This is a genomic window from Thermithiobacillus plumbiphilus, from assembly GCF_038070005.1.
In the GTDB taxonomy this organism is placed as follows: domain Bacteria; phylum Pseudomonadota; class Gammaproteobacteria; order Acidithiobacillales; family Thermithiobacillaceae; genus JBBPCO01.
Window position 1 is genome coordinate 1 of the sequence record NZ_JBBPCO010000008.1, and the last position, 20,766, is coordinate 20,766.

The 20,766-nt window shown below is 63.6% G+C and carries 19 protein-coding genes and 3 pseudogenes; 6 read left to right on the plus strand and 16 right to left on the minus strand.

Translation table 11 applies throughout. The annotated features are described in order from the left end of the window. Positions 1-189, minus strand: a pseudogene (locus WOB96_RS08660) (integrase core domain-containing protein); the annotation flags it as partial. Continuing rightward, positions 162-449 carry a hypothetical protein gene (locus WOB96_RS08665; RefSeq protein ID WP_341370898.1) on the minus strand — a complete coding sequence of 96 codons (288 nt, stop codon included), beginning with the start codon at positions 447-449 and terminating at the stop codon, positions 162-164. The gene WOB96_RS08665 and the pseudogene WOB96_RS08660, both read right to left, overlap by 28 nt. A gap of 106 nt (positions 450-555) precedes the next feature. On the opposite strand from WOB96_RS08665, the gene WOB96_RS08670 reads away from it, so the two are divergent. From WOB96_RS08670 to extI, 3 genes are read left to right on the plus strand one after another with little or no spacing between them, the layout of a single operon-like run. Then, the gene (locus WOB96_RS08670) at positions 556-831 is read left to right on the plus strand and encodes a hypothetical protein (RefSeq protein WP_341370899.1); all 276 of its coding nucleotides are present in this window, start codon (positions 556-558) and stop codon (positions 829-831) included. After that, positions 818-1,318 carry a hypothetical protein gene (locus WOB96_RS08675; RefSeq protein WP_341370900.1) on the plus strand — a complete coding sequence of 167 codons (501 nt, stop codon included), beginning with the start codon at positions 818-820 and terminating at the stop codon, positions 1,316-1,318. Before WOB96_RS08670 ends, WOB96_RS08675 begins: the two co-directional genes overlap by 14 nt. A gap of 7 nt (positions 1,319-1,325) precedes the next feature. Then, a complete protein-coding gene (extI, locus tag WOB96_RS08680; protein WP_341370901.1) occupies positions 1,326-2,561 on the plus strand; it encodes a selenite/tellurite reduction operon porin ExtI in 1,236 nt (411 codons plus the stop codon). 151 nt (positions 2,562-2,712) lie between these two features. Here the strand turns inward: extI and WOB96_RS14485 are convergent. Both WOB96_RS14485 and WOB96_RS08685 read right to left on the minus strand, forming a co-directional pair. After that, positions 2,713-2,849, minus strand: a pseudogene (locus WOB96_RS14485) (IS5/IS1182 family transposase); the annotation flags it as partial. Positions 2,850-2,909: 60 nt separating this feature from the next. After that, a pseudogene (locus WOB96_RS08685) lies at positions 2,910-3,167 on the minus strand (transposase); the annotation flags it as partial. Positions 3,168-3,380: 213 nt separating this feature from the next. Here WOB96_RS08685 and WOB96_RS08690 point away from each other — a divergent pair. Together WOB96_RS08690 and ccsB are read left to right on the plus strand one after the other, a co-directional pair. Beyond that, complete coding sequence (locus WOB96_RS08690; RefSeq protein ID WP_341370902.1) at positions 3,381-5,231, plus strand: cytochrome c biogenesis protein ResB; 1,851 nt, start codon at positions 3,381-3,383, stop codon at positions 5,229-5,231. Positions 5,232-5,305: 74 nt separating this feature from the next. Beyond that, the gene (gene ccsB / locus WOB96_RS08695) at positions 5,306-6,493 is read left to right on the plus strand and encodes a c-type cytochrome biogenesis protein CcsB (RefSeq protein WP_341370903.1); all 1,188 of its coding nucleotides are present in this window, start codon (positions 5,306-5,308) and stop codon (positions 6,491-6,493) included. Positions 6,494-6,610: 117 nt separating this feature from the next. Here ccsB and WOB96_RS08700 read toward each other — a convergent pair whose 3' ends face one another. The 7 genes from WOB96_RS08700 to WOB96_RS08730 form a co-directional block, all read right to left on the minus strand. Then, entirely contained in the window at positions 6,611-7,030 is a 420-nt protein-coding gene (locus tag WOB96_RS08700; RefSeq protein WP_341370904.1) for a ComEA family DNA-binding protein, read from the minus strand. A gap of 12 nt (positions 7,031-7,042) precedes the next feature. Continuing rightward, the gene (locus WOB96_RS08705; protein ID WP_341370905.1) at positions 7,043-7,441 is read right to left on the minus strand and encodes an HIT family protein; all 399 of its coding nucleotides are present in this window, start codon (positions 7,439-7,441) and stop codon (positions 7,043-7,045) included. A 128-nt stretch (positions 7,442-7,569) separates the two neighbouring features. Further along, a complete protein-coding gene (locus WOB96_RS08710; protein WP_341370906.1) occupies positions 7,570-8,349 on the minus strand; it encodes a M48 family metallopeptidase in 780 nt (259 codons plus the stop codon). 11 nt (positions 8,350-8,360) lie between these two features. Beyond that, a complete protein-coding gene (hemL, locus tag WOB96_RS08715; protein ID WP_341370907.1) occupies positions 8,361-9,647 on the minus strand; it encodes a glutamate-1-semialdehyde 2,1-aminomutase in 1,287 nt (428 codons plus the stop codon). Between the two features lie 175 nt (positions 9,648-9,822). After that, on the minus strand, positions 9,823-10,476 hold the full coding sequence (gene thiE, locus WOB96_RS08720) for a thiamine phosphate synthase (protein ID WP_341370908.1): 654 nt from the start codon (positions 10,474-10,476) through the stop codon (positions 9,823-9,825). Then, positions 10,476-11,309, minus strand: a complete 834-nt coding sequence (gene thiD, locus WOB96_RS08725; protein ID WP_341370909.1) for a bifunctional hydroxymethylpyrimidine kinase/phosphomethylpyrimidine kinase — start codon at positions 11,307-11,309, stop codon at positions 10,476-10,478. Before thiD ends, thiE begins: the two co-directional genes overlap by 1 nt. A 420-nt stretch (positions 11,310-11,729) precedes the next feature. Further along, positions 11,730-12,521, minus strand: a complete 792-nt coding sequence (locus WOB96_RS08730) for an SDR family oxidoreductase (RefSeq protein ID WP_341370910.1) — start codon at positions 12,519-12,521, stop codon at positions 11,730-11,732. A 74-nt stretch (positions 12,522-12,595) separates the two neighbouring features. Here WOB96_RS08730 and WOB96_RS08735 point away from each other — a divergent pair, with 74 nt between their 5' ends. Continuing rightward, complete coding sequence (locus tag WOB96_RS08735) at positions 12,596-13,456, plus strand: ferritin family protein (RefSeq protein WP_341370911.1); 861 nt, start codon at positions 12,596-12,598, stop codon at positions 13,454-13,456. A gap of 72 nt (positions 13,457-13,528) precedes the next feature. On the opposite strand, the gene WOB96_RS08740 is transcribed toward WOB96_RS08735, so the two are convergent. The 5 genes from WOB96_RS08740 to WOB96_RS08760 all read right to left on the minus strand — a co-directional run bounded on the left by WOB96_RS08740 (position 13,529) and on the right by WOB96_RS08760 (position 20,748). Beyond that, positions 13,529-14,158 carry a thiol:disulfide interchange protein DsbA/DsbL gene (locus WOB96_RS08740; RefSeq protein WP_341370912.1) on the minus strand — a complete coding sequence of 210 codons (630 nt, stop codon included), beginning with the start codon at positions 14,156-14,158 and terminating at the stop codon, positions 13,529-13,531. An 83-nt stretch (positions 14,159-14,241) separates the two neighbouring features. Beyond that, positions 14,242-15,615, minus strand: coding sequence for a DEAD/DEAH box helicase (locus WOB96_RS08745; protein ID WP_341370913.1), 1,374 nt, complete (start codon positions 15,613-15,615; stop codon positions 14,242-14,244). 213 nt (positions 15,616-15,828) lie between these two features. After that, positions 15,829-16,695, minus strand: a complete 867-nt coding sequence (locus WOB96_RS08750) for an SPOR domain-containing protein (RefSeq protein ID WP_341370914.1) — start codon at positions 16,693-16,695, stop codon at positions 15,829-15,831. A 24-nt stretch (positions 16,696-16,719) separates the two neighbouring features. Further along, positions 16,720-18,465 (minus strand): arginine--tRNA ligase, encoded by a 1,746-nt coding sequence (gene argS, locus WOB96_RS08755; protein ID WP_341370915.1) that lies wholly within the window; start codon positions 18,463-18,465, stop codon positions 16,720-16,722. 72 nt (positions 18,466-18,537) lie between these two features. Further along, positions 18,538-20,748, minus strand: a complete 2,211-nt coding sequence (locus tag WOB96_RS08760; protein ID WP_341370916.1) for a primosomal protein N' — start codon at positions 20,746-20,748, stop codon at positions 18,538-18,540. Between the last annotated feature and the right edge of the window lie 18 nt (positions 20,749-20,766).

Genomic DNA, 20,766 nt, shown 5'->3' on the forward strand with positions numbered 1-20,766 from the left:
CTAGTTCGGATTCGGGCTATCTGTTGTTGATTCAAACTGCCGCCGAAACATCTCAGGACTCAGTCCAACCAAGGCGCTGTGTGGCCGCTCCTGATTGTAATCCTGTCGCCAGGCCTCGATGATTCTCCGGACCTCTTCCAGACTGTGGAAAACATGCTGGTTCAGACACTCCTCCCGTAACCTGCTGTTAGTGGCCAGATAAACTGACCCATTACTGGCCAGCGCACCGCCACTTTCATGCCCGCCCCGGCTTCTTTCAAAACTCCGATGATCTGCTCTTCACTGAACCGACTTCTTTTCATGACTCCGACCTCCTTTGGACGGTCATCACGAACTCTGTAATGGTCTACCTGAAGGGGGAAGGTCATCCCGATCGTGGGCGCCAAAACACTCAACTTCATTGCAAATTGAAATCCGACATTCGCCAAATCAATTCTTGCAATCGGCATAGAATCTCTCGAACGCGTAACTCATTGTATTTGTAGGACAACACTAATTGGCACGGTTCGTGCTTAGTGAGTGTGGTGTTATCGAATGCGGGGGCGTTGAAGCCGAATGAAACGAATTTTGTTGCTGGCTGCGGCACTGCTGTTCGGTTCGGCACCCGTGCTGGCGGCAGGGGACGACCTTGCCGACGCGCAGAAAGTCCCTAGGTTGAAGTATCGTTCCAGCGGACCTGTCTGCTCCTGCATTTCCGGGATGAGTGAAGCCGACATAAGCAGGGGTAGGAAAAAGTTGCCAGAGTCTGGCAGTGGTGCCGACGATGGCAAGTGGGAAGCTAGTAAGGATTCTGGTCTCAATGAAAAGGAGAAAATCAATGAAGTTCGTTAAAACCTTGGGTGCTCTAGGGGGCAAAGCATGGCGCGGGGCGGCTTTTCTCGCAGTTTTCGGTGTGTGTGCCGTCACGCTGACCGAGTTTGGGGCTGCACTCAAGAACACGGCGGCTGAAAGGGTGGCGTCGAGCTGGGGCGGCGAGGCTACCGCCGCAGTTGCGGAGGGGGTATCGAAACTGTCTCCGATCCCTTTGGCCAATGCCTGCGGCATGGGGGCTTCCAGTTGCTTCAAGTGCCACGACGGCAAACGTGCTCCTCAGCCGGGTTTCGACAGAGTCAAGTCTCCCTGGCATGCGCAGCATGCAAAGGTCAATAACTCCTGCGTCGGATGCCATAGCGGCAACCCGCGCATCATGAAGCAGGATTTGGCGCACAAGGCTCTCGTCGCCAAACCTTTCGGTGGTGCGCAATCGTGCGCCAGTTGCCACACGAGCGACTTGAACAAGGTGCTAGGCGTTTACAAACCGCTTTCGGGAGTGAAATGAGATTGATATGATGATTAATATAATGAAAAGAATTCACAAAAGCCTCGCGCGTCTTGCCCCGCTTTCGTGTGCGTGCTGCGCGGCGGCGCTGTCTTCGCTGCTTCCGGTTGTTACGTACGCAGGACCGACGATCAGGTTCGGCGATGAGGGCTCGCTGACCTTTACTTATGCGCTCCAGGGATGGTTGCAGAACAAGGGCTTCACTTCGGAGAATAACAGCTCATCGTCAACCGATGCGTTTCTGCGCCGCAATCGCCTGACCTTTTCCGGCCAGTACAACGACTACATCGGCTTTTATGCCCAGCTCGAGGCGGGCAACGACAGCAAGCTTGGCAAAGACAACAAGAGCGTCTACTATCGCGACGCCTATGTGACGCTGGACTATAGCGACGAGCTGCGCTTCATCGTCGGTCGTTTCAAAAATACCTTCTCGCGGGAAAATCTTGAGGCGTGTCTGGAACCGCTCACCCTTGATCGCACTGACATGTCCTATTCCCCCTTCGGCGGCAGCGGCAGCCGTGATACCGGTCTGGCGATCTGGGGCAACCTGCTGGATGCCAAGCTGCAATATCGTTTCATGGTTGCAGACGGCATCGAAGGCGAATCCGCACCGGAGAACAATGCCCGCTGGACCGCCCGTGTTCACTATAGTTTCTGGGATCCTGAATACAACTACGGCTATCTGGGCACTTATCTGGGTACCCAGAAGGTGTTTACCATCGGCGCCGCATACGACACGCAAAAAGGTGTGGCGTACGGCGATTATCCGATGCGTGCTGATGTCAAGGACTACGATGCTTGGACTGTCGATGCGTTCATGGAGTATCCGGCGGCAAGTGGGGTTTATACCCTGTCCGGCGCGTACTTCAATTACGATACTGGCGGGGCATTTAAGGACAATCCGTCTACTGACGACCCCAATATTGGCGCCAACAGTGATTTAAAGGGTTATTATGTCAAGGCTGGCTATATGCTACCGGGAAAGATTGGCCCCGGCCGCCTGCAGTTCTTCGCGCGGAACGAAGGGCAGGACTATGGGGTCATAAGCGACAACGGCACTCTCGCTGGCGCGGAATACTATGACCGGAGCTGGAATGGCGCCGGTTTCAACTATTACTTGGACGGCCAGAAACTCAAGGTTACGTTCGAGTACGCAAAAGTGAGCTTCGATACCGAGCATCCGACCAATCCTTCATTGCAGGATTACGACCAGGCGACACTGGGCTTGCAGTTCGTCTTCTGATGTCGCTGCCTGCGCCATGCGGAACGTGCGGCCGCCCGGCCCGTCCGGGCGATTGACTTACCCAGGCTATCTTACAATGGCTGAGGCTTTTTGAGTAAGAGCCTCTAACAAAACCTTTGGATGAAGTTCCGGGCGATGAGAGAATGCTGCCGAGTTGGAGGAAGACCTGGTGAATGTCGGCGCGGTGCTCGTAGCGGTTACGCCAACGGCGCATGCGGTGCAACCAGGAGAAAGTGCGCTCGACTTTCCTGCGGTATCTCTCAGGCGTTCACGGGATTCGATGCCCCGGCAGTCCCCGCACCGGGGGGATGGCTCCGAGTACCTGGATGAAGTACCTGGATAGGATTGCAAGTGGACCAGCATGATTTGATGCAACTGTTGCCAGACTCCGGCGGCCTGCCAGTCGCGCAGCCTGCGCCAGCAGGTCATGCCCGAGCCATAGCCCATCTCTTTGGGCAGGTGTTCCCAAGGAATGACGATACGTAGTATAAAGAGGATGTCGGGCAACGCTGCTTGATCCGGTAGTCGGGGTCGTCCACCCCTCAGGCGTGGCGGATGGGGCGGCAGCAAGGGTTCGATCTTTGCCCACAATGCGTCATCCAGCAGAGGCTTGGCCGTGACACGCTCCTCTCGATACGAGCTAGGGGCAAGAAATGGCTATTTTGTTGGGCACTGTAAGGATTACGGGCAGTATCCGGGTGCTCCGAGAGCCCCGCCGAGGGGCAGAAGCGCGTCCGTTCCTTTTTGTTTTCCGGAACTTTAGACCCTACTGAAGTGGTCTAAGCTTTCTGCTGCACACACAATTAGCTGGAGTTTCCGGTGTCCAACGCCGCTTCCCTGCCCGAATCCTCTTCCACTGACCGGGGTAGTACCTATGGCCTGATGCAGTTTCTCGGGTCCATGCGTCTGGCCGTCACCCTGTTGGTGGCGCTCGCCATTGCCTCGATCATCGGTACCATCCTGAAGCAGAACCAGTCCTATCAGGACTACATCATCGAGTTCGGTGCCTACTGGTTCGAGGTCTTCAAGGCGCTGAATCTATTCGATGTCTATCACAGCCTGTGGTTCATCAGTATTCTCGCCTTCCTGCTGATCTCAACCAGCGCCTGTCTCTGGCGTCAGACCCCCAACATGCTGCGCGAGATGCGCGAGCTGCGGGTGCGCATGCACGAGAAGGCCCTGCTGAACATGCCGGAGCACCGCGAACTGCAGCTCGCCATGGCGCCTGCGCAGGCGGTGGCGGAAGCCAGTGCGGTATTGCAGCAGGCCGGCTATCGCGTGCGTGCGGAGAAGGGCGAGAATGGGGTGGAGAGCCTCGCCGGTCACAAGGGCGCCCTGAACCGGCTCGGCTATATCCTGACCCACCTGGCCCTGATCGTGATCTTCATTGGCGGCCTGCTCGATGGCAATCTGCCGATCAAGTTCGACATCATGCGTGGCGCCCTGGAGCCGGAAACGGACTTCAACAAGCCGGTGGCAACGATTCCGGACAGCGCCTGGCTCAGCCCGAAGAACCCGTCCTTCCGGGGCAATGTCAGCATTGCCGAGGGGGATTCCTCGGGCGTGATCTTCCTCCAGACCGGCAACGGCTATCTGGTACAGGACCTCGGCTTCCGGGTGTTCGTCAAGGGTTTCCACATCGAGCATTACTCCACCGGCATGCCCAAGACCTTCGCGAGCGACGTGGTGATCTACGAGGGCGACAAGGCGGTGAAGTCGGGCCGGATCACGGTGAATCACCCCATGATCTACAAGGGGGTGGCCATCTATCAGGCGAGCTTCTCCGATGGCGGGTCGCTGCTGAACATGAAGGGCTATTTTCTCAACAGTCCCGATGGCACCCCGATCACCCTGAGCGGGCGGGTGGGCGAGAACCTCAAGTCACGGGATGGGCAGTACCAGATCGAGCTCAAGAACTTCGAGATGTTCAATGTCGTACCGGCCGAGAGCGCGGGTGATGCCGGCAAGAATACCAGCCGCAAGATGATCAACCTGGGCCCGAGCTTTGACTACCTCGTGCGCGATGCCACCGGCAAGGGCCGCGAATTCAAGACCTACATGCTGCCTTTCCAGCGGGAGGGCCACGGCTACTTCCTGCAGGGGGTGCGGGTCGAATTGGATCAGCCCTTCCGCTACCTGTTCATCCCCGCCGGCCCGGATGGCACGCCGGAGCTCTTCATGCAGTACTTCACCGAGGTCCGCAAGCGTCTTGCCAGCTCGAATGCGCCACCCGAGCAGCTTTTCGTCAATGCGTTCCAGGAAACCGTCAAGCGCTTCGCGCCAAACATGAATGCTGCCGATCAGGCCTGGTTCTTCCAGGCATCCATCGAAGCCCTGATGCAGTTGCGGGAATATCCGGTGCCATTTCTGCTGAGTCTCAAGAACTTTGAGCAGCGCCAGGCCACCGGGCTGCAGATGACGCGTTCGCCAGGCAAGAACATCGTCTACTTTGGTTCGATCATGATGGTCATCGGCATCTTCATCCTGTTTTACCTGCCGCATCGCAAGGTCTGGCTGCGCTTGCGGCAACGCGAGGACGGCGGCACGGATCTCCTGCTGGCCGGCAACAGCAATCGTAATGTCCTGGACTTCCAGAAGGCCTTTGCGGAACTGGCCGGGCGCATCGGTGCCCGACTCAAGGCCCGAAATGACAAAGCGGGACAGGTCTAGCACTTGTCCCGCCAAATCCAGGGGAGTAAATTGCTTCATATCACGGGCGCTGGACGCCTATTCGGAGAGTGAACATGGCTACGACGCACTCACAGGTACTGCATCAGCACCAGGGCGGCATGGATCAGCCGCGGCCGTTCTGGCGCAATCTTGGCGCCCGGGACTGGGGTTGGCTGGCCCTGCTGAGCGCCGGGGTCGGCGGCGTACTCCTGAAGTACGGGGCCGATCTCGACGTTTTCGAACACGTCATCCTGCTGCTGAGCTATGCGGGCATGGCGGTGCTGGGCGTGCGCTGGCGCGCCCTGCAGGTTTTGTCCCTGGTGGTGGCGGGGACGAGCCTCTTTGCCATCTGGCTGTACGGCCAGGGCGCCACGGCCGAGCAGAATTTCTTTCTCAAGTTCCTGATCTCTGGCCCCTCGGCGGTCATGTGGATGAGTGCGCTGTTCGTGCTCGCCACCCTGACCTATATCGCCTACCTGCCGACGCAAAGCGAGTTCGTCGGCAGGAGCGCCACGGCCCTGACCTGGTCGGCGATTGCCATGGGCTTCATCGGCCTGATGGTGCGCTGGCGCGAGACCTATCTGGCTCACCCGGACTGGGGCCACATTCCGGTCAGCAATCTCTATGAAGTGTTCATCCTGTTTTGCCTGATCACGGCACTCTTCTATCTTTTCTACGAGAAGCGCTACGCCACCCGCAGCCTGGGTGCCTTCGTCATGCTGGTGGTCACGGCCGCCGTTGCCTTTCTGCTCTGGTACACATTTACCCGCCAGGCCCAGGAAATCCAGCCGCTGGTGCCGGCCCTGCAGAGCTACTGGATGAAGATCCATGTCCCGGCCAACTTCATTGGCTATGGTTCCTTCGCGCTGTCGGCCATGGTCGGCGTGGCCTACCTGATGCGCTCGCGCAGCGAGGCGGCCGGGGGTGGCCTCATGACCCGGGTGCTGCCAACCGGCGAGGTGCTCGATGACCTGATGTACAAGTCGATTGCGGTTGGCTTTGCCTTCTTCACCATCGCCACCATCCTAGGGGCGATGTGGGCGGCTGAGGCCTGGGGCGGCTACTGGTCCTGGGATCCCAAGGAGACCTGGGCCTTGATCGTCTGGTTGAACTACGCCGGCTGGCTGCATGCACGCATCAGCAAGGGCTGGCGCGGCCGGCCTCTGGCCTGGTGGTCGCTGATCGGTCTCCTGGTGGTGACCTTTGCCTTCCTGGGCGTGAACATGTTCCTGTCCGGGTTGCACTCCTACGGCGAACTCTAGTTCCGCTGATCACCCGAGCCCCGCCTAGTGCGGGGCTTTTTTCGTTCGTTACCAGCTTGCCTGATGGAAGCTGGCGCGCAAGCGCCTCACCCGAATGCAGGCTGGCCCCAGTTCCCGCTAGGGGCGGGTGGGAGGGCGCATGGGGCGGCCTTGGGCATCGAAAAAGCGGGTCTTGCCCTGGCCGCTGATGATGGCGGCGGGCTGTTCCTGCCTGGGTGCTGGCTCCAGGGTCCTGCCGGCCGGCTTGAGTGCTGGCTTGCTGTCGGGTTTGTTGCTGGCAGGGCTTACGCTGACGAGATCCCGCAGGCGCTCCATCAGCTTCGGGCCGATGCCCGGTACGGCATCCAGGGCCTCGACGCTGGTGAAGGGGCCATGCTTCGCCCGGTGCTCGATGATGGCCTGGGCCTTGGCAGGGCCGATGCCGGGCAGCTGATCAAAGGCTGCCTGGTCGGCCTGGTTGAGGTCAAGCGGCTGGGCCCGCAGGGGACTTGCGACCAGCAGGCAGAGCAGGCCCACAAGATACAGACGGCAAGGCATCGGCACGCCGTATCAGGATTTTGACAGGGCGGCGCGGATGCGCTCACCCATGTCCGCCAGTTCCTCGGACGTTGCTTGCCGGGCCCGGGCGAAGTTGAGGTCCGATATGGCTTGCATCGGGATCAGATGGACATGGGTATGGGGCACTTCGAGCCCGGCCACCATCACGCCCACGCGCAGGCAGCCGGTCACCTGTTCCAGGGCCGGCACGACGCGCTTGGCGAAGGGGAGCAGCCCGGCCAGGGTCTCGTCATCGAGGGTGAAGATGTAGTCGTGTTCCTGCTTGGGGATGACGAGGGTGTGCCCCGCAGCGACCGGGCGGGTGTCGAGAAAGGCGAGGTAGCGCTCGTCTTCGAGCAGCTTCTGGGCCGGGATTTCACCCCGGATGATGCGGGTAAAGATCGTGCTCATGTCGGGTCCGCTTATATTAGATATTGTACGGTCCGGGTGGGTGCCAACGCTGGGGCCTGCTGGCCACCCGGTGCGTCTTTCCGACATCAACTATAGCCCAGAATCGGCGGGCAAGGCAAAGCCGCCGGCTACCTGTGGGCCTGCCTGTAGATGGGCATGTAACGGGGAATGGCAGCGCGCAGGGCGGCGAGGCGCGCCTCATCCGAGGGGTGACTGGACAGGAACTGCGGCGGCCGGGGCTGGCCTGCCGAGGCGCGCATCATCTTCTGCCAGAAGCTCAGGGCGGCCTCGGGGTTGTAGCCGGCGCGCGCCATCAGGTCGAGGCCCACCAGATCCGCTTCCGATTCCTGGCGTCGGCCGAAGGGCAGCTCCACGCCAATGCCAAAGGCGGTGTTGATGAGCTGGCTGGTGGCCGGGCTGATGCGCCCGCCACCGAGCACGCTCATGGCCAGGTTCAGACCGACCTCCTGGGATACCCGCTCGCGGCTGTGCTGGGCAATGGCATGGGCTATCTCGTGACCCATCACCGCCGCCAGTTCATCGTCGCTCAAGCCAAGATTCAGCAGGCCCGAATAGACCGCCACCTTGCCGCCGGGCAGGGCAAAGGCATTGATGGTCTGGGGCTCGTCGATGACATTGAACTCCCATTTGTAGTCGGGTCGGTTAGCGACCCGGGCGATGCGTTCGCCCACCCGGCGCACCTGGGCGACCTGCTGGGGATTGCGATTGATCGGCTGTCCGCTCAGTTCCTTCTGGTAAGTGACCGCCCCGAGCTGGTTGACGTCACTCTCCGAGACCAGCAGGAACTGCTGCCGGCCGGTGACCGGGGCCGAGGCGCAGCCACTCAGGATGCCGGCGAATACCAGCAGGCTCAGGCCGGTGCGACGGATACTTGCACGCATTTCCATGGAGACTCCTGTCAAAGTTTGGCAAAGACGGTTTCAGCGGCCTTCAGGGTCTGCTCGATGTCATCGCTGCCGTGCCGGGTGGAGACGAAGCCGGCCTCGAAGGCGCTGGGGGCGAGATAGACGCCCTGTTCCAGCATGCCGTGAAAGAATTTCTGGAAGCGATTCACGTCGCTGCGCATGACGTCGGCATAGCTGCGCACGCTCGGGACCTCGGTGAAGAACCAGCCGAACATGCCCGGCACCACGTTGCTGCGAAAGGGAATGCCGGCACGATTGGCGCGTTCCTGCATGCCTTCGCTCAAGTGACGGGTCTTGTCCGCCAGATCGCTGTAAACGCGCGGCGCTTCGAGCAGGCGCAGGTTGGCAAGGCCCGCTGCCATGGCCACGGGATTGCCAGACAGCGTGCCGGCCTGATACACCGGCCCAAGCGGCGCGATCTGGTCCATAATCACCGCCTTGCCGCCAAAGGCGCCCACCGGCAGGCCACCGCCCACCACCTTGCCGAGCGTGGTCAGGTCCGGGGTGATGCCATAGAGGGCCTGGGCGCCGCCCGGCGCCACCCGGAAACCGGTCATCACCTCATCGAAGATCAGCACCGCCTCATGGGTGTCGCACAGCTCGCGCAGACCTTCCAGGAAACCCGGCTCGGGCGGCACGCAGTTCATGTTGCCGGCAATCGGTTCGACGATGATGCCGGCGATCTCGGCACCGAATTCGGCAAAGGCGGCGCGCACGGCCGAGATGTCATTGTAAGGCAGATTCAGGGTGTGGCGGGCGAAGTCCGCCGGCACGCCGGGGCTGGTCGGCACGCCGAGTGTCAGCATGCCGGAACCGGCCTTCACCAGCAGGCTGTCGGCGTGGCCGTGATAACAACCCTCGAACTTGATGATCTTGTCGCGCCCGGTAAAGCCACGCGCCAGGCGGATGGCGCTCATGGTCGCCTCGGTGCCGCTGGAGACCATGCGCACCTTGTCCATGGACGGCACCAGCCGGCACAGGGTGTCGGCCATCTCCACCTCGATGGCGGTTGGCGCGCCAAAGCCCAGACCGCGGGCGGCCTGTTCCTGCACCGCACGCACCACCTCCGGCGGGTTGTGGCCGTTGATCATCGGCCCCCAGGACGCGACGTAATCGATGTAGCGGTTGCCATCCACGTCCCAGAGATGCGCTCCCTCGCCGCGCTCGAAAAACACCGGGCTGCCGCCGACACCGCGAAAGGCGCGCACCGGCGAATTCACGCCGCCGGGAATGTGGATCTGGGCTTTTTCAAAGAGCTGCTGGGACTGCGCGTGCGTCATGTCATCTCCGGGGCCGGGCCATGCAAAAGCATGATAAAGGGAACAAAGAACCCGCCGCCATCCGTTTTCCGTCATGGCGGCCTGAGTTTCTCTATGTTAAGCGGACAGGCCCGGGTGGTGGAAGTCGCCGGACGGATTTCCTGATCAACGTACCGGCCGGGCTGCGGTTGACGAGCTAGGCTTGACTGGAAAACAGGCGGGCGAAGCGGCGGGCGGCGGCCTCGATGTCCTCCGCGGCGAAGATGCCGCTGACCACGGCCAAGGCATCGGCGCCGGCGCGCAACAGAAAGCCGCCGTTTTCCGGGGTGACGCCGCCAATGGCCACCAGGGGCAGGGAGAGCTGGCGGCGGGCGCTGTGCAGCAGCTCGGGTGCGGCAATCACGGCTTCGGGTTTGGTGCTGGAAGCATGAAAGGCGCCAAAGGCCAGATAGTCGGCGCCAGCCAGTTGCGCCTTGATGGCCAGTTCCAGGCTATTGTGACAACTCACGCCAATGAGCACTTCTGGTCCCAGCACGGCGCGGGCGTCCTGAATGCTCATGTCGCCCTGGCCCAGATGCACGGCCGGGGCACCGATGCGGCGGGCCAGCAGGACGTCATCATTGATGACCAGGGTGGCGCCATGTCTGATGCAGACGCTCAGGAGACCAATGGCCTGACGCTGGCGTTTTTCGATGTCCGCGCTCTTGTCGCGGTATTGCAGGATGCGCGCCCCGCCACGCAGCGCGGCCTCTGCCCGCGTGACGAAGTCCAGCTCGGGCATCAGCTCGGCATCCGTGATGGCGTACAGCCCCCGGATCAGACTTCGGGCGCGGTCCCGGCGGTCGTGCATCAGTGAACCCCGGGGCCGGATTGCGGGTCTATATCGTAGTCGTCGCGGGCCCAGAACAGCCGATCAGGGATCAGTTGGCCAAGGCCTGCGCGATAGGCGAACTGCACCGCGCTGTGGGTGAAGGCCAAGGCTTCCTCGACGGCATTGCGCATGTCCAGGCCGTGTGCCAGGGCTGCGGCCACTGCGGCGGAGAGGGTGCAGCCGGTGCCGTGATACTGCCCGGGAAGCCGGGGCTGTGCATAGCGTTCGAGTAACCGGCTGTCGTGAAACAACAGGCTTTCCAGCTCGGGCGTGGGTTCGTGGCCGCCGGTAATGAGCACGTGATCCGCGCCCAGCGCCAGCAGCGCCTGACCGGCGGCCTCCAGGTTGTCGGCTTCGGGCGCGAGCTGGCGCGCCTCCAGGCTGTTGGGCGTAACGAGCGCGCAGCGGGGCAGCAGCAGTGTCTTCATGGCATCGCGCAGGTCTTCCTCGACGAGCGCGCCGCCACCGCCGGCCTGCAGTACCGGGTCGAGCACCAGCGGAATGTCTGGGTAGTCCATCAGAATGGCGGCGACTGCTTCCATGATGCCGATACTGGGCAGCATGCCAAGCTTGATCGCCCGAATCGGGATGTCTTCCAGCACCGCCCGGGCCTGGGCTGCGACATCGGTCGGGTCCATGCTGACGAAGCCCTTGACGTCCTGGGTGTCCTGCACGGTCAGGGCGCTGAGCGCAGCGCAGCCGTGCACGCCCATGCTGGCGAATGTGAGCAGGTCGGCGGCAATGCCGGCGCCGCCCGAGGGATCCAGGCCGGCAATGCTGAGTACGGCGGGAAACGGGTTTTCTGCCTGCATGATCATGCTCCTGCTCGCTGCGATGTGGGGTGGTGAGGTGGCCCGTGTTGTGCCGGATTTTTGGCGTTCCTGTGGCTTGCCAGATCCGGCCCTGGTGGCGACAAAGGACGGATCTGGGGATCATTTTAGACCAGTGATGCCCGCAAGCAAGGGCTTTGGCCTGTCCGGCCTTGGTATCACCAGACCGGTGACTTGTCCCCCGATGCTGTGGATAAGTTTGTGAGTAGTTGCCCGGGGTTTTGTCAAAATTGTGACAGCAGAAGGCTCGCGGCGTCTTGCCCAAAAATTAGTCATCAAGGTTTTTGTTGAAAATCAATAGTTTGCGATCAGGGAAGAAAGCTGGTTTGAAAGAGTGGCTGTTTCCTGGCTATTGACTGCCACAAATGGGTGCTGTGAACAAGTAGCCTCTGCGGGATATGTCTAGCCGCTGACCCGACGGGGCTTGCGCGGTGCCTGGCGGAACAGGAGGTCATAGACTTTGATGGGCAGGTGTCGCAGGACCCAGCCGATCCAGCTCATGGGGCGTGGCAGCACCAGCCAGGCCTGCCCCCGATCGATGGCACGGCGCATGCGCGCCGCCGCCCGTTCCGGGGTCATCAGCCAGGGCATGGGATAGGGATTGATGCGCGTCATCGGGGTGTCGACGTAACCCGGACAGATGGTGCTGACCGCAAGTCCGCTGCCGGCCAGCTCCAGGCGCAGGCTTTCGAGATAGCTGATGGTCGCGGCCTTGGACGCCGAGTAGGCGCCGGCCCCGGGCAGGCCGCGGAAGCCGGCGACACTGGCAATGCCGGCGAGACGGCCTTCACCGGCGGCCAGCATGGCCGGCAGGAAGGCGCTGAAGGTATGCACCATGCCCAGCCAGTTGGTGTCCATGACCTCGCGGAAGGTGCTGCTGTCCTCCGGGCACTGGGTCAGTGTCCCGACACTGACACCGGCATTGGCAATGAGCACCTGCGGCACCCCCGCGCTGGCAATGAATGTCGCCGCGATGTCCTGCATGGCGTCCGCGTCCCGGACATCGGCGCTGAAACAGTGGGGCAGGCCGCCCCGGGCGCGAACCAGGGCCGCGGTGCTTTCCAGCCGTGCGGCATCGCGCCCGAGCAGGCCGAGCTGCACCCCGGGCCCGGCATAGGCTGCAGCGAGTGCCTGGCCGATGCCGCTACTGGCCCCGGTGATGAAAACCCTTTGAATTTGCGAGAAGTATGGCATCTGTATCGGAACCTGTTAAAATGGCAGGCTGATGTTTTTCCTGGGCTCTGCCCGCGTTTCCTCTGGAGGCACGCATGTTTTATCCGGAATTGTTCAAGTCGCTGGAAAAGGTTCGCTGGAACCTCCAGGACGATGTGCCCTGGGACCAGTTCGATCCGGACAAGATTACGGATGAGCAACTGCATACTATCAAGATGAATGCTATCACCGAATGGTCTGCCTTGCCCGCCACCGAGATGTTCCTGCGGGACAACCGGCACGATTCGGATTTCTGCGCCTTCATGTCGGTCTGGTTTTATGAGGAGCAGAAGCATGCGCTGGTGCTCATCGAGTATCTCAACCGCTTCGCGCCGCAGTTCGTGCCGACCGAGGAAGAATTGCACGGCGTGCGCTTCGAGTTCGACCCGGCCCCGGCGTTGGAGACCCTGATGCTGCACTTCTGCGGCGAGGTGCGCCTGACCCAGTGGTACCGGCGCGCCGCCGAGTGGCACACCGAACCGGTGATCAAGCACATCTATTCCCTGCTGTCGCATGACGAGGCCCGTCACGGCAACGCCTATCTGAAGTTCATGCGCCGCGCCATCGATCGTTGCGGCGACGAGGCGCGCCTGGCTTTCTCAAAGCTCGGCGTGCTGATGGCAAACACCAAGGTGGCCAAGGCCCTGCACCCGACCAATCTGCACGTCAGTGAAGCCGCCTTCCCCAATGATACGGTGCAGAGCCGCCTGCCTGATCCGGGCTGGCTGGAGCGCTGGCTGGATGAGCAGATCAGCTTTGACCGGGAGTGGGAGCAGAAGGTGGTCAACGGCATTCTGCGCAATCTCTCCAGCCTGTTTGGTCTGCCACTACAGACGGCCAAGGATCTGAGCCGTTATCGCAAGAGCCTGCTCGAGCGCGCGCAGCCCGGCAGCAATGGTGCCGACGCCATGGCCTGAACGGCCTGCTCGCAGCCAAGGAAAAACCCCCGTCGGTTGCCCGGCGGGGGTTTTGTTTTGGAGCTCTGGGCCTCAGCGGGTTTTGACCTTTTGCACCAGTTGGCCCACGACCTGCATCAGTTTTTCGCTGTCGCCATTGGTGTATGCCGGGGAGGTGCGGTAACGGCCGGCGACGATCAGGGTGGGTACCCCGGTGATGCCATAATCCTCGGTGAGTTGGCGTGCCCGGTTGACCTTGGAGGCCACCGAGAAGGAGCTCATCATCGCCTGAAAGCGGTCAGGATCCAGCCCGACCTGGCGGGCGGCCTGGACAAAGGTAGCCGGATCCTGCCAGTCCATGCCCTGCCTTTGAATGGCATTGAAGAGCGCCTCGCGGTAGGCGTGTTCCTTGCCCATGGCCTGGGCGGCATAGAATGCCCGCGCCATGCCTTCCTGGCTCGGATTGCCGACCACCGGCATACCGACGAAATTCACCCGGCCCTCGTTTTTGCGCAGCCACTGCTGCAGCACGGGTTCCAGCTCATAGCAGTGAGGGCAACTGAAGGCAAAGACCTCCACTACCTCCACGCCCTTGCGGTTGTCCGCCGGTACCGGCCGTTCCAGAGGAACGTAGTCGGTGCCGGCGCTGAGCGCCCAGGCAAATGCCGGGCTGCCCAGAAACAGCAAAAGAAAGAGCTGGTTCAGGAAGTTGCGTCGATTCATGCCATGTCCTCGGTCTGAAGCGCCTGCCGGCGCGATAACTTATCTTAGCAAACGCAACAGACCAGGGAAGGGTTTACCGCTATTTAACGATAGCCCCGGCGCGGGCCATTCTGCTCGCCGGCCTTCCAGCCGCGGCCTTCACCCCGGCGGGGGGCATCCTTGGAGAAGCGGCTGTTCTCGCCATAGCGGCCTTCGCCCTGACGCGCCGGCGCGTCGGTCCTGTCACCTGGACGGGCTGACGCACCCGCGCGATTGCCGGGCTGCTGGCCAGGGCGGGGGGCACCTGTGCGCCGGGGCGCGGGGCGCGATGCGCTCTCGCTTTGGCGCGGTTCCAGCCCGACAATGACGCTGCGCTCCATGCGATGACCGGTCAGGCGCTCGATGCGGCTCAGGTTGCCGCGCTCCTGCGGGCCGGCGAAGGAGATGGCGACACCACTGGCACCACCGCGGCCGGTGCGGCCGATGCGATGCACGTAGTCCTCGGCCACCATGGGCAGATCGAAGTTGATCACATGACTCAGGCCCTGGATGTCCAGGCCGCGGGCCGCGACGTCAGTAGCCACCAGAACGCGCACCTGTCCACGACGCATGCGCTGCACGGTGCGGGTACGGGCTGACTGGCGCATGTCGCCATGCAGGGCGGCACTGGCATGGCCCTGACCGGCCAGGTTCTCGGCAAGCTGATCGGCCGCGGCCTTGGTGGCGGTGAACACGATGGCCTGGGTCAGCTCGTCCTGTTGCAGCAGGTGCTCCAGCAGGCGGCGCTTGTGCTCGACGCCATCGGCCAGGAGCAGGCGCTGCTCGATGTTGTCATGCTTTTCGCGCACGCCGGCGACCTGGATGCGCACCGGGTCTTTCAGCATGCGGCTGGCCAGACGGGCCGGGCCACCTTCCAGGGTGGCTGAAAACAGCAGGGTCTGACGCGAGGCCGGGGCCGCGGCGGCGATCCGTTCCACGTCATCGACAAAGCCCATGTCCAGCATGCGATCGGCCTCGTCGAGCACCAGCAGTTCCATGCGGGAGAAATCCACCCGATTGCGCTGCATGTGGTCGATCAGCCGTCCCGGCGTCGCCACCAGCAGATCCAGGGGGCGGGCCAGCATCTGTTCCTGGGCGGGATAGGGGGCGCCACCGACGATCACGCCGGCCCGCAAGGGGGTGAAGCGGGCATAGCGGCGGATGGCTTCCTGGATCTGCTGCGCCAGTTCGCGGGTGGGGGTGAGAATCAGCACGCGCGGGCCGCGGCCGGACACGGCGGCCGGGGTCTGCAGGCGTTGCAGGGCCGGCAGCACGAAGGCGGCGGTCTTGCCCGTGCCGGTCTGCGCCGAGGCCATGACATCCTGGCCGCTCAGGGCGGCGGGGATGGCCTGACGCTGGATTTCGGTCGGCTGGTCATAGCCGGAGGCGGCCAGTGCCTGCATGAGGGGCTGGCAAAGATTCAGTTCTGCAAATGACATTGATTGTACTCGCTTGCCCGTGTGGGGCAGTGGGTAAGGAGAACCCTGAGGCTTGCCGTCGGCGAGCCCTAAATTGAATGGCCAGGGTCCTGAAAACGTCTCGAACCCGGAAATGATGTGCAACTGAGGGGGCTAGGGACGTGGCGTATGTTCTGTTTTAGTGAACAGGGCGAGTATACGCGCTTTCTTATGAAAGCGCCAGCCCGACTGTGGTCAGCGGGTCTTGATGAGCATGACCTGGGCGCCGCTGGCGCGGGCTGCCTGCAGTGCCTCGCTGGCTTCCTGGGCCTGATGATAGGGTTCGCTGCGCAGGCGGTACCACTTGCCCTGGCCGGGGATCGTCACCGGCCGCACCCGCGTGCGCAGACCGCGCAAGGCAAGTTTGGCACTCATGGCCTGGGCCTCGGCGGGATCCCGGAAGGAACCGGCCTGGATGACGAAGTACTCGCCAGGGGCGAGCTTGGCAATGGGCGCCGGATCGCTGTGCGGGGCCGCCCCCTCGGCCAGGCGGGCGGCGGCGTGATCTGGTGCGCTGCCAGGCGGGGTGTCGAGCGCATCGGCCGGGACTTCGACTTCCATGCTCGGCAGCAGGTCATAGAACTGATATTTGGCTTCCTCAGGAGGCCGCTTCTCGGCTTTGGCAGTCTTCACCGGCTTCTCGGCCTTGTCCGAGGCGGTGGTTGCCGTGCTGGGGGCGGGTTTTGCTGCCGGCGTGGCGGGCGCTGGCGGGGCCGGCCTGGGGGGTGGGAGAGGCTCCTCCAGCAGGGCCAGGGCCTCGGGATCCTTTTCTGGCTTGGCTGGCGCGGGCTTCGGGTCTTCAACACGCGGTGCCGGACGCGGGGGAGCAACCCGGGCAGGGGTCTCGTCGGTCTCGCTCAGGCGCAGGTCGGGTTTGGCGGGGTCCTCGCGGCCGCTCAGGAATACCAGCAAGGCCACCAGCAGGCCCGCGGCAAGCCCAGCCAGCAGCCAGCGCGGCCCGCCGCCACTGCTTGCGGCCTTCGGTGGCGGCTTGCGCACGGCGGCGGGACGGCGCCTTTGCGGGCCCGAGGATCGGCTGGTATTGCCCTTGTAATCGCGCATCGTCTTGCTGGTCTGCCTCGCAGGCTACATCTGTTCCGGCGCGCTGACGCCGAGCAGGCCCAGGCCGCGGGCAATGACATAGCCCGTGGCGCGCACCAGACTCAGGCGGGCATTGCGCAGGCGCTCATCTTCCAGGAGGAAGCGGCTGGCGTTGTAATAGGTATGGAACTCGCTGGCGAGGTCCTTGAGGTAGAAGGCGATCTGGTGCGGCTCGCGGTCGATGGCGGCCTGCTCGGCGACTTCGGGAAAACGCGCGATGCGGTCCATGAGCTCGATCTCATGGGTGCTGTCGAGCGGAGAGAGATCCGTGTTGCGCCAGTCCGGCAGCGTCATGCCGCGCTCACGGGCCTGGCGAAACACGCTGTGGATGCGGGCATGGGCGTACTGGATATAGAACACCGGGTTCTCGTCGCTCTGGCTCTTGGCAAGTTCCAGATCAAAGTCAAGATGCTGGTCGGCACGGCGCAGCACGTAGAAAAAGCGCGCGGCATCCTTGCCGACTTCCTGGCGCAGCTCGCGCAGGGTGACGAACTCGCCGGCGCGGGTGGACATCGAGACCTTCTCGCTGCCGCGATAGAGGATGGCGAACTGCACCAGCAGTACTTCCAGACGCGCGGGATCGAGATCCAGGGCCTGCAGCGCCGCCTTGACCCGTGGCACGTAGCCGTGGTGATCGGCGCCCCACATGTCGATGACCTGCTCGAAGCCGCGCGCGAATTTGTTGGCGTGATACGCGATGTCGGAGGCGAAGTAGGTGTAGGCGCCATTCTCGCGCCGCACCACGCGGTCCTTGTCGTCGCCAAAGGCGGTGGAGCGGAACCACAGGGCGCCATCCCGCTCGTATAGATGCCCACCGGCCTGGAGGGTTGCGATGGTGTGGCCGACCAGATCCCGGTCCATCAGGCTCTTTTCGGAGAACCAGGTATCGAAGGTGACGCCGAATTCGGCAAGATCCTCGCGGATGTCGTCGAGAATGCTGGTAAGCCCCGCGGCATGGACGATGGCAAAGCCATCGCTGTCAAGCAGGCGGCGGGCCCGCTCGATCAGGGCATCGAGATAGGGTTCGGGCTCGCTGGCCGGGTCCGGCAGGTCAGAAAGATCGGTGGCCTCGACCCGGAAGCGCTCGCCATGCTGCTGGCGCAGATCTTCGGCAATGGCGCGGACATAGCTGCCCTGATAGGCATTGGGCGGGAAGGGGTAGGCCACGCCGAGGGCTTCGAGATAGCGCAGCCAGACGCTGACGGCAAGGATGTCCATCTGCCGGCCGGCGTCGTTGACGTAATACTCCTTGTGCACCGCAAACCCGGCGTTGTCGAGCAGATTGGCGAGCGTGGCGCCATAGGCCGCGCCGCGGCCATGACCAACATGCAGGGGGCCGGTGGGGTTGGCGGACACGAATTCGAGCTGGATCTTCCGGCCCGCGCCGGTGTCGCTGCGGCCGAAGGCTTCGGGATCATCGAGCGCCTGGTGCAGCACGGCCTGGAAGGCGGCCGGTGTCAGGAAGAAGTTGATGAAGCCGGGACCTGCGATCTCGACACGTTCGACCTGATCCGAGGCCGGCAGGGCGGCGACCAGGGCCTCGGCCAGTTCGCGTGGCTTGCGCCCGGCCGCCTTGGCCAGTATCAGGGCGACATTGCTGGCGAAGTGGCCATGTTCGCGCTGCTTGGGACGGTCGAACTGGATTCTGGCCTGGATATCGGCGGGCAACTGGCCCCGGGCCTGCAGGTCCTGCAGGGCGGACTGGATGAGCGTGCTGAGGAGGGTTTTCACGGGCTGACTCTCGGATGACTTTAGTGGACAAGTTTAATGCAATCGGCGCCGCTGGGGAATTGGCAGCGGCGATCAAAGCAGCTCCACCGGATCGACATCCAGGGTCCAGCGTACCCGCCGCGCGCTGGGGAGCTTTTCGATGGCCTGCAGCCAGGGCCCCAGCGCCTGGGCGAGGGTTTCGCGGCGCGGCGCATGCAGCCAGAGCTGGGCGCGATAGTGGCCGGCGCGGCGCTCCATGGGTGCCGGCAGGGGACCCTGGGCGCGCAGCTCGGGGTGATGCAGGCAGCGTGCCGCGTCATGCAGGAATTCCAGGGTCTGGGGCGGCTGCTGGGCTTCGGCATGCAGCAGGGCCAGGGCGCTGAACGGCGGCAGGCCGGTGAGCTCGCGCTCGGTCAGCAGGACCTCGGCGTGGGCGCCATAGTCGAGCGCGCGCAGGGCCTGCATCAAGGGGTGGTCGGGGTGGTGGGTCTGGATCAAGACCTGTCCGGGCCGCTCGGCACGCCCGGCGCGCCCAGCGACCTGCAGCACCTGGGCCAGCAGGCGTTCCTGCCCGCGAAAGTCAGCGCTGAAAAGCCCCTGGTCGGCATTGATGATGCCCACCAAAGTGACCTGCGGGAAGTGGTGGCCCTTGGCGAGCATCTGCGTGCCGACGAGGATGCGCGGCGCGCCCTGCTGGATCTCTTCCAGCGCGGCTTCGAGTTCGCCCTTGCGCCGCACGGCATCGCGATCAATGCGCTGGATCGGTACTTCGAGATCCGGCAGGGCGCGCAGCACGCTTTCCACCTGTTCGGTGCCCTGGCCCAGCGGGATCAGCTGCGGGCTGCCGCAGAGCGGATTGCCGCACTGCGCCGGAATGGCGTGATCGGCGCCGCAATGGTGGCAGCGCAGGCGCCGCACGCCCTGGTGCAGGGTCATCGGCGCGCTGCAACGCCGACAGTTGGCCACCCAGCCGCATTCATGGCAGAGAATGGCCGGGGCATAGCCGCGCCGGTTGATGAACAGCAGGGCCTGCTCGCCGCGCGCGAGCGTCTCGCGCAGGGCCTTGATCAGGGTTTGGGACAGGCCACCCTGCAGCGCCTGGCGGCGCAGATCAATGAGTCCGACCTGCGGCAGGCTGGCATTGCCCGCCCGCCTGGGCAGAATCAGGTGCCGGAAGCGTCCCTGGCGGGCATTGTGCAGGCTCTCCAGCGAGGGCGTGGCCGAACCCAGCACCACCGGCACGTTTTCCAGCCGGGCGCGGACAATGGCGAGATCCCGCGCCGAATAGCGAAAGCCATCCTGCTGCTTGAGCGAGCTGTCGTGCTCCTCGTCGATGATCAGGATGCCGGGGCGCGCCAGGGGCGTAAAGAGCGCCGAGCGGGTGCCGATGATGACCGCCAGCTCGCCGCGCCGGGCCCGGCTCCAGATGGCCAGACGCTGGATGTCGGTCAGTCCCGAGTGCAGGGCCGCGACCTGGCTGGCGCCAAAGCGCGCGGCAAAGCGTTGCAATAACTGCGGGGTCAGGCTGATGTCCGGCACCAATACCAGGGCCTGGCGATCCTGGGCCAGCAGCGGCGCGATGACTTCCAGATAGACCGCGGTCTTGCCGCTGCCGGTGACGCCATCGAGCAGAAAGGGGGCAAAGCCCTGGGCGGCCTGGATGGCCGCCACGGCGCCCGTCTGATCGGGGTTGAGCGCGAAGGGCGATGGCGGGATCTGCAGGGGTGCCCGGCTTTCAGGTGCCTGCGCGCAGATCCAGCCCTTGGCGGCGCAGGTGTCGCGCAGCGACTTCCAGCCCTTGCCCCAGGCGGCGGGCAGGGCGGATTCCGGGGTGCTGCCTGCCTGTGCCGCCAGGAAAGCGAGCGCCTGCTGCTGGCGCGGCGCGCGTTTCAGCCCGGCCTGCAGTTGCGCCCGGCCGGCATCGCTCAGGCCCCAGCAGGTTTCCGGCGGAAATGGCATCAGTCCCTTGCGCAGCAGTACCGGCAGGGCCGTGGCCCAGATCTCGCCGACCGGGTGATGATAATACTGCGCGGCAAAATGCAGCAGGGCATGCAGGCTGGCGGGCAGGAGCGGCTCCGGGTCGAGCACTTCGAGGACTGCCTTGAGTTGCGCAGGATCCCGGTCGGGGACCGGATCCAGGCCCAGCACGATCCCGAGCCGCTGGGCTTTTCCAAAGGGCACCCGGACCCGTTGCCCCGGCTGCCAGGCCCAGGGCGTGGGACAGGGCAGATAGTGGAAGGTCTGGCGCAGCGGCGCAAACACGGCAACGCGCAAAAAGCCTGGGGCGGAACTGGAGCGGTTCATGTGATTTTCGGAAAAAAC